This window comes from Flavobacterium oncorhynchi (genome assembly GCF_002217355.1).
Classification (GTDB): domain Bacteria; phylum Bacteroidota; class Bacteroidia; order Flavobacteriales; family Flavobacteriaceae; genus Flavobacterium; species Flavobacterium oncorhynchi.
The window spans coordinates 68,242-82,660 of record NZ_MUHA01000011.1 but is presented as its reverse complement, the minus strand read 5'-3'; the positions used below and the strand labels follow the sequence as shown (position 1 = coordinate 82,660).

General features: G+C 33.6%; 10 protein-coding genes. 1 reads left to right on the top strand and 9 read right to left on the bottom strand.

Going from position 1 to position 14,419, the window contains the following annotated elements:
- Positions 1 to 5: 5 nt before the first annotated feature.
- Both B0A75_RS09695 and B0A75_RS09690 read right to left on the bottom strand, forming a co-directional pair.
- The gene (locus tag B0A75_RS09695; protein ID WP_089054080.1) at positions 6 to 3,137 is read right to left on the bottom strand and encodes a SusC/RagA family TonB-linked outer membrane protein; all 3,132 of its coding nucleotides are present in this window, start codon (positions 3,135 to 3,137) and stop codon (positions 6 to 8) included.
- A 44-nt stretch (positions 3,138 to 3,181) separates the two neighbouring features.
- Positions 3,182 to 4,555, bottom strand: coding sequence for a glycoside hydrolase family 28 protein (locus tag B0A75_RS09690; protein WP_394335284.1), 1,374 nt, complete (start codon positions 4,553 to 4,555; stop codon positions 3,182 to 3,184).
- Between the two features lie 346 nt (positions 4,556 to 4,901).
- Between B0A75_RS09690 and B0A75_RS09685 the strand changes: the two genes are divergently transcribed.
- On the top strand, positions 4,902 to 5,930 hold the full coding sequence (locus tag B0A75_RS09685) for a LacI family DNA-binding transcriptional regulator (protein WP_089054078.1): 1,029 nt from the start codon (positions 4,902 to 4,904) through the stop codon (positions 5,928 to 5,930).
- 192 nt (positions 5,931 to 6,122) lie between these two features.
- Here B0A75_RS09685 and B0A75_RS09680 read toward each other — a convergent pair whose 3' ends face one another.
- The 7 genes from B0A75_RS09680 to kduI form a co-directional block, all read right to left on the bottom strand.
- Positions 6,123 to 7,745, bottom strand: a complete 1,623-nt coding sequence (locus tag B0A75_RS09680) for a UxaA family hydrolase (RefSeq protein ID WP_089054077.1) — start codon at positions 7,743 to 7,745, stop codon at positions 6,123 to 6,125.
- Positions 7,746 to 7,780: 35 nt separating this feature from the next.
- A complete protein-coding gene (locus tag B0A75_RS09675) occupies positions 7,781 to 9,226 on the bottom strand; it encodes a tagaturonate reductase (protein ID WP_089054076.1) in 1,446 nt (481 codons plus the stop codon).
- A gap of 215 nt (positions 9,227 to 9,441) precedes the next feature.
- Positions 9,442 to 10,110 carry a bifunctional 4-hydroxy-2-oxoglutarate aldolase/2-dehydro-3-deoxy-phosphogluconate aldolase gene (locus B0A75_RS09670; protein ID WP_089054075.1) on the bottom strand — a complete coding sequence of 223 codons (669 nt, stop codon included), beginning with the start codon at positions 10,108 to 10,110 and terminating at the stop codon, positions 9,442 to 9,444.
- An 11-nt stretch (positions 10,111 to 10,121) separates the two neighbouring features.
- Positions 10,122 to 11,144, bottom strand: a complete 1,023-nt coding sequence (locus B0A75_RS09665) for a sugar kinase (RefSeq protein ID WP_089054074.1) — start codon at positions 11,142 to 11,144, stop codon at positions 10,122 to 10,124.
- Positions 11,145 to 11,340: 196 nt separating this feature from the next.
- Complete coding sequence (gene uxaC, locus B0A75_RS09660) at positions 11,341 to 12,744, bottom strand: glucuronate isomerase (protein ID WP_089054073.1); 1,404 nt, start codon at positions 12,742 to 12,744, stop codon at positions 11,341 to 11,343.
- A 24-nt stretch (positions 12,745 to 12,768) separates the two neighbouring features.
- Positions 12,769 to 13,560: a gluconate 5-dehydrogenase gene (locus B0A75_RS09655; protein ID WP_089054072.1), complete on the bottom strand. Its 792-nt coding sequence runs from the start codon at positions 13,558 to 13,560 to the stop codon at positions 12,769 to 12,771.
- 4 nt (positions 13,561 to 13,564) lie between these two features.
- A complete protein-coding gene (gene kduI, locus B0A75_RS09650) occupies positions 13,565 to 14,404 on the bottom strand; it encodes a 5-dehydro-4-deoxy-D-glucuronate isomerase (protein WP_089054071.1) in 840 nt (279 codons plus the stop codon).
- Positions 14,405 to 14,419: the final 15 nt, after the last annotated feature.

The window sequence follows — 14,419 nt, the reverse complement described above, 5'->3', positions numbered from 1 at the left end:
CTTTATTAAAATTTAACACTTAATCCCAATTGTGTAGTAACAGATGCTGGACGATTTACTCCAAATGGCGAACCTGCCCACTCTGGATCGTACCCGTCAAATTTTGTAAATACAAATGGGTCTAAAACATTTACATAAACTCTTAGATTACTGATTTTTAGTTTTTTCAACAATTCAGAATCTAGTGTATAACCTAAAGATATATTTTTAATTTTCACGTAAGAAGCATCTCTATAATATCCAAATAAAGAAGTCCAATAAGCTCCAGCTCCTGTTGCAACTGGTCCTGGTCTTGGATTTTGAGTGTTAGCGTTAGCAGGAATTCCTGTACCATTAGTTGGAATAAAATAGTCCATTGCAATTTTCTGACGTCCTCTATCGCTTACATCAGCAAAGTTTTGGTGAAAAGTACTCAAAACAGTTTGTCCTTGGCTAGTTAAAACTGAGAAATTGAAATCAAACTGTCCAACAGTTAACTTTGAATAAAAACTTCCCTGCCATTCTGGGTTTGGATTACCAATTACAGTTCTATCGTCCTGATTAAATTTACCATCATTATTTAAGTCTTTTGGTCTTGCTTGTCCAGGAGCCATTCCGTAAGTCGCTGCCTGAGCTGCTTCACTTTCCTGCCAAACTCCATCATAAACATAATTGTAGTTAGGATTCAAAGGTGCTCCAAGTATCAGTTTATTACCAATATCACTTACTTTATCTTGATTGTAAATTGACTCTAATTTGTTTACGTTTTTAGTAAATGTAAAAGTTGTTTCCCAATTTACATTTTTAGATTTAATGTTTTTTGTTGTCAATAAAACCTCAATACCTTTGTTACTTACAGATCCAACATTGGCAAATGTATTTTTCCAACCTGTTTCTGCTGGTAATTGCTGCTTGTAAATTAAATCATCTGATAATCTGTCATAAACATCAACACTACCGCTAATACGGTTTTTTAAGAATCCAAAATCAACTCCTAAATTGTATTCTCTTGTTTTTTCCCAAGTTAAATTTGGGTTGGCTAAATTTTCTGACTGCCATCCAGAAACAACATTTGCTCCTGCAGCATAAAATGTCTGCTGATTTAGTAATGCTTGAGAAGTATATGGTGCAACGTTATCATTTCCTGTATAACCTAAACTCGCACGTAATTTTAAATCAGAAACTACTGAACTGTTTTCTAAGAAAGACTCTTTGCTGATTTTCCATCCTAATGCTACAGAAGGAAAACTCTGCCATTTATTACCTTCAGATAAAACAGAAGAACCATCCCATCTTGTAGAAGCTGTAATTAAATACTTGTCTTTATAAGCATAGTTTAAACGAACTGCATAAGAGTTTAAAGTATTCTTTGCATAAGATGATTTTACTACATAACTAGTTTGTACTCCAGAACCCATGTTATCTGTTCCTACATCAAAAGGCTGATTGTTAGAATACAAAGAAGAAAACTCATCAACATTTGAGTACAAACTTTGTAATAACAATAAACTAAAATCATGTACATCGTTAAAAGTATGTTTTAAATCAATTTGATTGTCCCACGTATAATTGAAGTTATTTGAGTTTTCAAGAGTTGCAGAATTCTTTCCATTTAATGTTACACCAGCATTTGTTTGTGCAGTATAAGCCTTTGAGCCTTGTGTATCCATAATACCTGCCGCAAATGTCGTTTTGAACGAAAGCCATTTTAAAGGCTGATATTGAAAATAAGCATTACCAACTGTCTGCCATGTTTTTTCTGTTTGAGAAGAATTAGCAATCTCCATTAATGGGTTTACTGTAGACGTTTTATTAATTGCCCAAGAACCATCAGGATATGTTAATTTACCAGGTAAGAAAAATAAAGTTCCTACTTTTTCATTTCCAGCCGCATCAACAGCCCAAGGAGACATTAAAGGACTTAGTCTAAAAGCATCCTGCATAGCTAAATCACTTCCTAATTGATTGTCTAATCTAGCAATTGTAACATTTACACCTGTAGAAAACTTGTCATTAATTTTATGATTTAATCCTAATTTAAATGAGTATTTGTCTGTTGAATCATTATCGATAAGACCTCTGTCACTTTGAATACCAAATCCTAAGTTATAACTCAAACCAGAATCTGAACGACCAGAAATATTTAAGTAGTTATTCTCAGTCATTCCAGTTTTAAGTACTGCATCATACCAGTCATAATTGTAACCGCTATTGGCACGAGAAACTAATAATGGACTTTGATTTCCTGCTAATGCTGCTAATTGAGCCGGAGTCTGCGTTGCAGGAGTAGCACTCATGTAAGCAACTTGGTGAAATTTCCACCATTCTTCTCCCGTCATCATTTTTGGAAGTCTCGCTGCTGTTTTATTTCCATAAGAAGTATCAAATGTTACGCTGATACCTGCTTTTGCACTTGTACCACTTTTTGTCGTAACAATAATAACTCCATTAGATCCTCTAGAACCATAAATTGCCGCTGAAGATGCATCTTTTAAAACATCCATTCTGGCAATATCTTGTGGATTTAAGAAATCAATTCCATCCATAGGAACTCCGTCAACTACATATAGTGGAGAAGAACCAACCATACTTGGATTACTAGAATCTGCGATTAGAGAGTTATTTCCTCTAATTACAACTTTAAATCCATCACCCGCACGACCTGTACTAGATGAAATTTGAACTCCGGGAGTACTTCCCTGAATTGCTTCAAGAGGGCTGATGGTGTTTCTTTCTGTAATTGTAGCCGCATTAATTGTACTTACTGAACCGGTAAGATCTGTTTTCTTAACAGAACCGTATCCTACTACTACAACTTCATTTAATGAATTTGACTGCTCTACAAGACTAACATTTACTTTGCTTTTTCCAGCAACACTTACTTCCTGAGTTTGAAAACCCAGATAGCTTATTATTAAAACTGCTTTATTACTTGTTACATTTATCTTGAAACTTCCTTCAAAATCTGTCGAAGTTCCATTTTTGGTTCCTTTCTCGTTAATGTTTACCCCTGGCAGTGACAATCCCGACGCATCTGTAATTTTCCCTTCTATTGTGGTAGACTGCGCTTTTGCTGAAAAGCTCAAGAGGAAATTTAGGAAAAATAAAAATACAATATTGTATTTTATTTTTTTCTTTAATGATTGTTTAATGTTCATAATTTTGTTTAGTGGTTTTTTGGTTAATTGATAGTTACTCGTCGTTAATTATTTACTTTTCTTTCATTGATATAGGTATTAATAAATTTTATATTCTTAACATTTTTTAATTTATAGATCGAATCTACTTTTTGAATTTTTACGTTTTTAAGAGTTATATTTTCTACTGGAGACTCTTTATAACCTTCTGCCCAAACGCTGTATTTTCCACCATTTTTTACATTTACATTCTCAAGACTTATGTTCCTGATCGTTGGTATAAAATTTCCTGTCTGTGATCCGTAAACATTATAAAACATATTTAACTTCAATACACATTCTTTCACAGTTCCTACTTCAAGGTTTCTAACATAAACATCTTCGATTACACCGCCTCTTTTTGAATTGGTTTTGATTCGAATGGCACGATCCAAATTTGGACTGTCCATATTGCAGTTTTCTACAAAAACATTATTCACACCGGCCGATATTTCGCTTCCAATAACAACGCCTCCGTGCCCGTCGATCATTTTACAATTTTGCACAATGATATTTTTACTTGGTAATCCCACTCTTCTTCCATCAGCATCACGACCTGCTTTAATAGCTATACAGTCATCACCAGTATTGAAAGTACAGTTTCTAATTATTATGTTTTGTGAATACTCAGGATCACAGCCATCATTATTTGGTCCGTGGCTGTTTACCGTTACACCATCAATAATCATATTGTTTGTTTTGATAGGGTGTAAAATCCAAAAAGGAGCATTTATTACTGTTATATCTTTTACTAAAACGGTGTTACATTCAAAAAACTCAATAAAATTAGGTCTCAAGTATCTTCCTTCTCCAAAAACTCTTTCCGCTACCGGAACTCCCTTTTCTGCCATATCAACCAAAACTTCACGGTTGTTTGGATCATTTTGAGACGGAATACCTTTTTTCCATCCGTAGTTTTTTCCGCCAGACCAAATCCACCAATTTGTACTGTCTGCCTGTCCGTTTAGAGTTCCTTTTCCCGTTACAGCAACATTTGTTTTACCCTTAGCATAAATAAGTGGTGAATAATTCATTACTTCTGTTCCTTCCCATGAAGTATGAACAATTGGATATTCTTTAGGATTCAGACTAAAAAGAATTTCAGCATTATCTTCTAAATGCAGATTTACATTACTTTCTAAATGAATCGGGCCTGTAAGGTATTTACCATTCGGAACCAAAACTTTTCCTCCTCCATTAGATGCACAAGCTTTAATTGCTTTTTCAAAAGCTAAAGTGTTTGAAGTTTTTGCATCGGCTACTGCTCCAAAATCGTTTACATTATATGTTTTGTCTGGAAAATGAGTTTCTGGAATACTTTTTATTATCGATTCCATTCTTTTCCAAGGATCCACCTCTGTTACAGTAGTAATTTTCTTTGAACATGATATAACCATCATGATCATTATGCTATAAAAAACAACCTCTCTATACGTTATACTCTTATTTGCAATCATGTAAATGGAAATTATAGTTTAACAGGCGAAAACATCAACAATTATGTAATCGATTACACGAAATTAGAAAATATGTTCCAACGAACCAAATTTATTTAGAAAAAATTTATACTTTTAATTTTTATTAATAATTATTATTACATTTAATGCAAAAAATATTATAATTTATTATCATTGTAAAACAGAAATCGTTTGAGTAATGAATTATGGTAATCGATAACATTAAATATTACATTATATAAAAAAAATGTATTTTTGTCTATAAATTAATTTGTAAAATCTCTTTTTAATGAGCGAAAAAGTAACCATTTATGATATTGCCGAAAAATTAAATATCACTGCAGCTACTGTTTCCAGAGCACTTAATAATAATCCTAAAATAAAAGAAAGCACTCGGGAATTGGTTATTAAAACAGCTGCTTCAATGAATTACAAGCAAAACAAGCTTGCATTAGCATTAAAAAGCGGCAGAAGCAATAATATTGGCGTAATTGTACCGAGAATTGACAGTAATTTTTTTGCCTCTGTTATTAGAGGTATTGAAGAAGAACTGCATCCGCACGGTTATCAGGTAATTATCTGCCAGACTCATGAAAGCAAAAAAAGAGAAAATGAAAATCTATATACTTTAATAGATGCACAGGTCGACGGCATAATCATGTCTGTTACTGATGTTACCTCTGAAAACGACAATGCTTTTCATAACGTACTGCAAAAAAACGTTCCTTTAATCTTTTTTGATAGAAGTAAACATATCGACGGAGTAAGTTCTGTAACTATTAACGACTTTAGAGGCGGCTATTTAACCACAAAACACCTAATTAATGAAGGCTGCCGATGCATTGCCCACTTATCTGGTGATCAATCTTTAGATATATTTAAAAACAGGTTTTTAGGTTACAAACAAGCTTTACTTGATAACGGAATGATATTTAGAGAAGAATATGTAATCCCTGTAAAAAGTAGTGTTGATGCCGGAAAAGAAGCAGTTGACAAATTATTACAATTAGAAACACCTCCTGATGCTATATTCTCTTCGAGTGATTTTGCTGCTTTAGGTGCAATACAAGAGCTAAAAGAGAGAAACATCAGCATTCCAAAAGAATTTTGTGTTGCAGGATTCAGTAATGAACCATTTACCAAATTCATGGAGTTGTCTATCACTTCTGTTGATCAATCTCCGTTGGAAATGGGAAAAATGTCTGCTCGCGTTTTCTTAGAACAAGTAGACAAAACAGATACTATTAAAATCGAAAAAAAGGTGGTTCTTGCACCAGAATTACACATCCGTAAATCATCATCCAGAACTACCTTTTAGTTTTTTCTTGTCAAACCATATAAGTTATATAAGTAAATTTAAGTTTAGTTTAAAATGTAACAAAAAAAGCAGCTCCGTAAGAGCTGCTTTTTTATTGTAAGTACAATCTAGAATGAACTTATATAATTTATAGGGTTTAAAAAAATAAAGACGCACAGCAGTGCGTCTTTATACATATGCTTAAATCTCTTCTTATAAAGAAACTCCTCTTTTCCAAGGAATAAAATCGTTTTGATTTAAAATTGCTGCTTTGGTTTTAATTGTACCACTTGCAACATCAATAATGAATTCTAACATTTCATCAGCCATTTCATCAATTGATTTTTCGCCAGTAATAATGCCGCCAGTATCAATATCAATAATATCAGACATTTTAGCCGCTAATTGCGTGTTTGATGAAATCTTTACAACTGGAGCAATTGGATTTCCTGTAGGCGTTCCTAAACCTGTTGTAAACAATACCATATTTGCACCAGAACCTACCATTGCCGTAGTACATTCTACATCATTTCCTGGTGTACAAAGCAACGTAAAGCCTGGTTCGTTAATATATTCTCCATAATCGAAAACACCAGTAATTGGCGATGTTCCTCCTTTTTTAGCAGCACCAGCTGATTTCATAGCATCTGTAATCAAACCGTCTTTAATGTTACCTGGAGAAGGATTCATGTCAAATCCTGAACCTGCATCTACAACTGTTTTTTCGTACCATTGCATTAAGTCTAAGAAACGTTTTCCATCCTTATCATCTACACAACGATTTACTAATTCTTGTTCTACTCCACATAATTCAGGAAATTCAGAAAGAATTGTAGTTCCTCCCAAAGCAACTAAATGATCAGATAACACTCCCAAAGTAGGGTTTGCTGAAATTCCAGAAAATCCGTCAGATCCACCACACTCTAAACCAATTCTTAGTTTAGATAATGGAGCTGGTTCTCTCTTTATTTCATTTGCTTTTTTAATCGCTTCAAAAGTATCTTTTACAACACTGCTCAACATGGTTTCAATTGTTCCAATAGATTGCTGATCGTAAATTAAAACTGGTTTTTTACTATTTGGATTTATTGCATCTAGAGCGTCTTTAAAAATTTGAATTTGCAGATTCTGACATCCTAAACTCAAAACAGTAGCACCAGCAACATTTGGATTATTTACATAACCTGCTAATAATTTAGCTAAACTGTGAGAATCCTGACGAATTCCCCCGCAGCCGCCTTGATGTGTAATAAATTTTACTTCGATATTATTAAACAAGTTAGCATCGTTTGAAGCTGCTTCATTTCCTGCTCCACCTGTTTCCGATTTTACCAAAGAACGCAATAATAACTGGTAGTCGTTTTCCTTTGGTTTCATCAATTCTTTCTCAAAAATATCTTTTAAGATTTCGATGTTTCTGTTTTCACAAAATACTAATGGAAAAAACAACCAAACATTTTCAGTTCCAACCTGACCATCTTCTCTATGAAAACCCTGCCAAGTTCTATCTTTCCATTTATCAACATTTGGAGCTGTCCAGCCAATAGTTTCTGTTTTACCAGTAACTTTATCGCTTTCGTGCTTCACGTTTACAGTAGAAAGCAATCCTCCTTTTTCGATTCTTGCACTTGCTTTTCCTACCAAAACACCATACATAATGATTCTGTCTCCCACATTAAAAGGAACCATTGCAATCTTATGTTTCATTTTTACATCAGACTCAATAGTAATTGATTCTCCTTCGAAATCAATTACTTCGCCCGCTGTAAGATTCACCAAAGCAACCGCTACGTTGTCGGTTGGGTGAACTTTTATAAGTTTTTTTTGCGTTGCCATAATTAACCCTTGTTCTTTATTTTTTTATCTTTTTTTTATTTTATTCTTTCTTGAAACTTAGCAAAGCCAGCTTCAATACCATTTGCATCAATTTCCTCTAATGCAATTGTAATGGCTTTTGTCAATCCAGAGATTTCTGTTAAATCTTCATCCCAGAAACTTTTATTTTGTAATGTTAAACGAGCGATTTTTTCGTAATCATCCGATTTCCAAAGTCCGCTGAAGAAAGCTGTAATATCTTCACCATCTTTAACCGGTAAACTTTGACCATTCCAAGTTCCTTTGTAGAAACGAATTAAACTCGCTAATGAAAAAGTCAAATTAACAGGCAATTTTTGGTTAGCCTTATAATATCCTAATAAACTAGGCAAAACTCTTACTTTGAATTTCGATACAGAATTTAATGCAATATCAGCAAGCGCATGTTTGATAAATGGATTTTTAAATCGGTCCATTACTTCCTCAGAATAGGCCGTAATTTCATTTTTGTCCATATCAAGAGTTTCACTAATTTCACTAATAACGCTATTTACAAATTTTCCAGTAAAATCTCCGTTAACAGTTTCCATTACTAATTTATTACCATGCAAAAGTGAAAAAGGAACCATTGCCGTATGCGCACCGTTTAAAATACGAACTTTAATCATTTTAAAAGGACGTATATCATCAACGATTTTTACATTCAAATCTGTTTTATGAAAAGGCAATTTTGCTTTTAGATCATCTCCACCTTCAATAGCCCAAAGGAAAAAAGGTTCAGCCGCAACAATTAAATTGTCCTCATAATCTAATTTATTATTGTACTCTTCAATTTCAGCTCTTGGATATCCAGGAACAATTCTGTCAACCAAAGTACTATGATAGGTACAAGCATCTGATACCCAAGTTTTAAATGTATCTTCTAATTTCCATAAATCAACATATTGTAAAATATATTTTTTAAGCGTCTCAGAGTTATAATCAATTAATTCACAAGGAATTATTGTAACTCCTTTAGAAGCATCTCCATTAAAATGCTTAAATCTTTCATATAATAAAACAGTCAATTTTGCAGGAAATGACACTGGTGGCTGCATATCTGGAGTATCACTTTCAATAAATTCAATTCCAGCTTCTGTAGTATTAGAAACAATAAACTGAAGTTCTTCTTCTTTAGCTAAAGCCAAATAATTTGTAAATTCAGTATATGGGTTTATAGTTTTTACGATATTAGTAATTAACTCAATGTCTTGTATCTTTTCACCTTTTTTAATTCCGTTCATAAACAAGGTATAAAGACCGTCCTGATCATTAATCATATTTACCATACCGTCCTTCAAAGGTTGAACTATTGCAATACCAGCATTAAAATCAACTTCTTTATTTAGTTTGTAAAAAGCATAATCAACAAAGGCTCTTAAAAAGTTACCTTCTCCAAACTGAACTACCTTAATTGGCTGTAACTTTTCTAATCCTGTATTTATTCTATTTAATTTTTTCATTTTAAATTTTCTTTAATACGTTATAAATAACCATTTATAAACCCTATATCTTTATTTCTGCCTTTTAAATTGTAAATGAAACATTACACTTGAATGTAAAATAAAACCCGCTGTGAGGAGTGACAGAAATTATTTTGCAAGCGTAATGTTCAATTACAATCTCTAAAATCTAAAAAAAACGCATCTAAATAAGGATTGACATGATTACTCCTTATTTATTTTTTTATATTTTTTATAATGTCAAGAACTTGCTTCACTTTTGCAGTCAGTCCTTCGAAGTCTTTATTATCTAATATGTCTTTTGAAATCAATTGTGATCCTAAACCAACACAAGTTGCCCCAGCATTCAACCACGAGCTCAAACTTTCAACCGTTGGATAAACCCCGCCTGTAGGCATAATATTTGTCCACGGACACGGTCCTTTTATTGCTTTAATAAACTCTGGGCCATAAGTATCTGCGGGAAATAATTTTACAATTTCACAGCCTAATTCTTCTGCTCTTGCAATTTCCGACAGCGTACCACAGCCTGGCGACCACAATACTTTTCGTCGATTACAGGCAATTGCTATATCTTCTCTAAAAACTGGTGTAACAATAAAATTAGCCCCTAAACTCATGTACAATGAAGCCGATGCTGCATCTGTAATTGAACCAACTCCAAGTATCATTCCCGGAAGTTCAGCCAAAGCATATTTATTTAAAGCTCCAAAAACTTCATGAGCAAAGTCACCTCTGCTGGTAAATTCCATTAATCTAGAACCACCATCATAACATGCTTTTAAAACTTTTTTACTTAATTCGATGTCAGAATGAAAAAACAATGGAACCATTCCGTTATCTTTCATTGTCTGCGCAACCTCTATTCTTGAAAACTTTGCCATATTTCTCTTAATTATCTTGATACCAATGCAGAACCATCACCATCAATCATATTTTCAACTTCTTTTAAAGTAACCAAATTATAATCTCCTGCAATTGTATGTTTTAAACAACAAGCTGCAACTGCAAAATCTAATGCTCTTTGGTTATTATTTTGATATTCTAACAATCCGTAAATCAATCCTCCCATAAAAGCATCACCACTTCCTACTCTATCGACAACCGGAGTTACTTCTTTAACAGCCGCTTGATAAACTGCCTTTCCATCAAACAAAATCCCGCCAATTCTTTGATGAGATGCACTTACAGAATAACGTAATGTTGTCGCCGCCACTTTTAAATTTGGAATCAACTCAAACAACTTTGTATATAAAACCGGAAGCGTTTTTTCATCCTGATAATTCGGATTCACTTTAGGAATTCCTAACATAAAATATGCTGTATCGATATCGCCTAAAATAACATTGCTATATTTAAGCATTTCTGGCATAACTTCACTTGGTGTTTTACCGTACTGCCAAAGTTTTGACCTGTAATTTAAATCGCATGAAATTTTAATCCCTAGTTTATGAGCCGTTTTAATAGCTTCTAAACATGCTTCTGCAGCGCTTTGTGAAATTGCCGGCGTAATACCGCTCCAGTGAAACCATTCAACACCTTCAAGAACTTTTTCCCAGTCAATTTGTCCTTTCTCAATAGTCGACATTGCACTGTGAGCACGATCGTAAACTACATTGCTTCCTCGTGTTCCTGCACCTGTTTCAAGAAAATAAATCCCTAAACGTTCTCCTCCGTAAAGAATATTTTTAGACTCTACGTTCATTTTTCTGATTTCTTTTAATGCAGAAAAACCGATTTCATTTTCAGGCAGTCTTGTGACAAATTCAGCATTTACACCATAATTCGCCAAGGAAACACATACATTGAATTCTCCGCCACCATACGTAGCACCAAATGCTGTAGATTGTGAAAAACGTAAGTGTCTTTCTGTTGATAAACGCAGCATGATTTCTCCAAATGCAACTACTCTACTCATATTTTTTATTGTTTTTACCAGTAAAAATATTTTTTTTCACCATTAAGACATTAAGAGAATTAAGCTTTACTTTTTTAATTCTATACTTTAAAAAATTAAGTTTATTAAGCATTTCTGCTTTATTATCTTTTCATCTTAAAAATAAATTTTAAGCTCAAAACTTAATTTCCTTAATATCTTAATGGTTCAAAAAAAATTAAAATTTGAAATATTCTTTAGCATTGTTATATGAAATATCAGAAACTAATTTCCCAATCCATTCCATATCATTTGGAAGTTCTCCACGTTTAATTTCGTCTCCCAAAAGATTACATAAAATACGTCTGAAATACTCATGTCTTGGGAATGATAAGAAACTTCTTGAATCTGTAAGCATTCCAACAAAACAGCTGATTAATCCCATATTTGAAAGCGCATTTAACTGCTTTGTCATTCCGTCTTTTTGATCTAAAAACCACCATCCAGAACCAAATTGTACTTTTCCGCGAACGCTTCCATCGTTGAAATTTCCAATCATTGTTGCCATAACTTCATTATCAGCAGGATTTAAGTTGTAGATAATTGTTTTTGTCAATTTATCTTTACTGTCTAATGCATTCAAAAAGCTTGATAATTTTTGTGCCTGTGGATAATCTCCAATAGAATCCCAACCAGTATCAGGGCCTAAAATTCTGTGCATACGAGCATTATTGTTACGTAATGCCCCTAAGTGAAACTGCTGTACCCATCCGAATTCATGATAAGTTTCAGATAAGAATACTAAAACAGCACTTTGGAATTTTAGAGCTTCTTCTGGAGTTATAATTCTGTTTTCTCTTTTCTTTTTGAAAATTGAACTGATTTCAGATTCTGTAAATTCTTCAAAATAAATTTGATCTAAACCGTGATCACTCAATTTACATCCGTTTGCATTAAAGAACTCAATTCTGTTTCTTAATGCTGTTTGTAAATCAGCGTAAGTATTAATTGCAACTCCAGACACATCCCCTAATGTGTCTAGATATGCATTATAACCATCATTAGAAATTAAGATAGCTTTATCTGGTCTGAAAGCTGTACTCATCTTTGTTCCAATTGGATTTTTTGCCAATTTCTGATGAAACTCTAAAGAATCAATTGGATCTTCTGTAGTACAAACTAATTCAGCGTTTACTTTTTTAAGCAGGTTTTGTGTACTGTAAGCCTGAGAATTAATTTTCTCAGTGGTTTCGATATAAATTTTCTCTGCTGTTTTTTCATTCAACAAATCGTAAATATCAAAATAACGCGCTAATTCTAAATGCGTCCAGTGATACAAAGGATTACGCATTGTATACGGAACTGTTTTCGCCCAGTTTAAGAACTTATCTTTATCTGAACCATTTCCTGTTACAAACTGCTCATTGATTCCTAATGTACGCATTGCACGCCATTTGTAATGATCCCCGTTGATCCAAACCTGAGTTATATTGTCAAAAATTTTATCTTCGGCAATAAACTGAGGATTTAGGTGATTATGGTAATCAATTATAGGCTGATTTTTTGAGTAGTTATGGTATAACTCTTCAGCAAATTTATTTTCTAATAAAAAATTATCGTTTATGAATGTCTGATTGCTCATGTCTTTTTAAATAAAATTTGATAATTAATCTTCGTTTGAAGGTTTTCCAATTGTGGCAAGAATTCCGCCGTCAACATATAAAATATGTCCGTTTACAAAATCACTTGCTTTCGATGATAAAAATATTGCAGCTCCTGCCAAGTCACCTGGATCTCCCCATTTTGCCGCCGGTGTTCTGCTTATAATAAAATCGTTAAACGGATGTCCGTCAACTCTGATTGGTTTTGTTTGTTCCGTTGCAAAATAACCAGGTCCAATTCCGTTAATTTGTACATTATATTTTGCCCATTCTGTTGCCATGTTTTTGGTCAACATTTTCAAACCGCCTTTTGCAGCAGCATAAGCCGAAACCGTACTGCGGCCTAATTCGCTCATCATTGAACAAATGTTGATTATTTTACCTTGTCTTCTCTCAATCATTCCTTTTGCAACATGCTTAGAAACAATAAAAGGACTTACCAAATCAATATCAATAACTTCTCTAAAATCAGAAACTTCCATATCAAGTAATGGAATTCTTTTGATGATTCCAGCATTGTTAATCAAAATAGCAATTGGTCCAACTTCGCTTTCAATCTTCTCTACAGCTTCTACAACTTCCTTTTCATCTGTTACATTAAACCTGTATCCAAAAGCATTAATACCTTCATTTTTTAGCTCTTTTACAGCTTCATCAATCTTTTGTTGAGACGAATTACCATTAACAACAATTGTTGCACCGGCATTTCCTAATCCCTTTGCCATTGCCATTCCCAGTCCGTGAGTACTTCCTGTAATTAGGGCAACTTTTCCTGTTACATCAAATAGGTTTGTCATGATTCTATCTTAAGTCCGTAATTTTACAAACATCCATATCTCCATAATCTAAATTTTCACCAGCCATTCCCCAGATAAAAGTATAGTTGCTGGTTCCTGAGCCTGAGTGAATCGACCAAGGCGGAGAAATAACTGCTTGATGATTATTCATCCAAATATGTCTTGTTTCCTGCGGCTGTCCCATAAAATGACAAACAGCTTGATTTTCTGGAATGTCCAAATAAAAATAAACTTCCATTCTACGATCGTGTACGTGTGCCGGCATGGTGTTCCAAACACTTCCTGGTCTTAACTCCGTCATACCCATTTGCAATTGACAGGTTGTTACAACGCTTCCAATAATCATTTGGTTTACTGTACGGTGATTAGCCGTTTCCATCGTACCCAATTCTAATTTATTTGCTTCTGCCAAACTTACTTTTACCGTTGGGTAAGTCGTATGAGCCGGTGCAGAGTTTAGATAAAATTTTGCTGGATTTTTGCTGTCGTTACTTTTAAAAATAACTTCTTTATTTCCGCTTCCGATATACAAAGCATCTTTAAAACCTAACTCATAAGAAGTTCCTTCTACAACTACAGAACCGCTTCCTCCTACATTAATAATTCCAAGTTCTCTTCTTTCTAAGAAATACGGTGCTTTAAGCGGATCAATTGTTTCCAAAGCCAAATCACCTTTTACTGGAACCACAGAACCTGCAATGTATCTGTCGTAATGAGAGTAAACCAATACAACTTCATCCTCCTGCATTAAATCATCAATTAAGAATTCTTCTCTTAACTGCTGTGTATCATATTTTTTAACAGCTTCAGGGCTTGACGCGTATCTTGAACTATATTTTGTCATAATTTTTATTTTAAT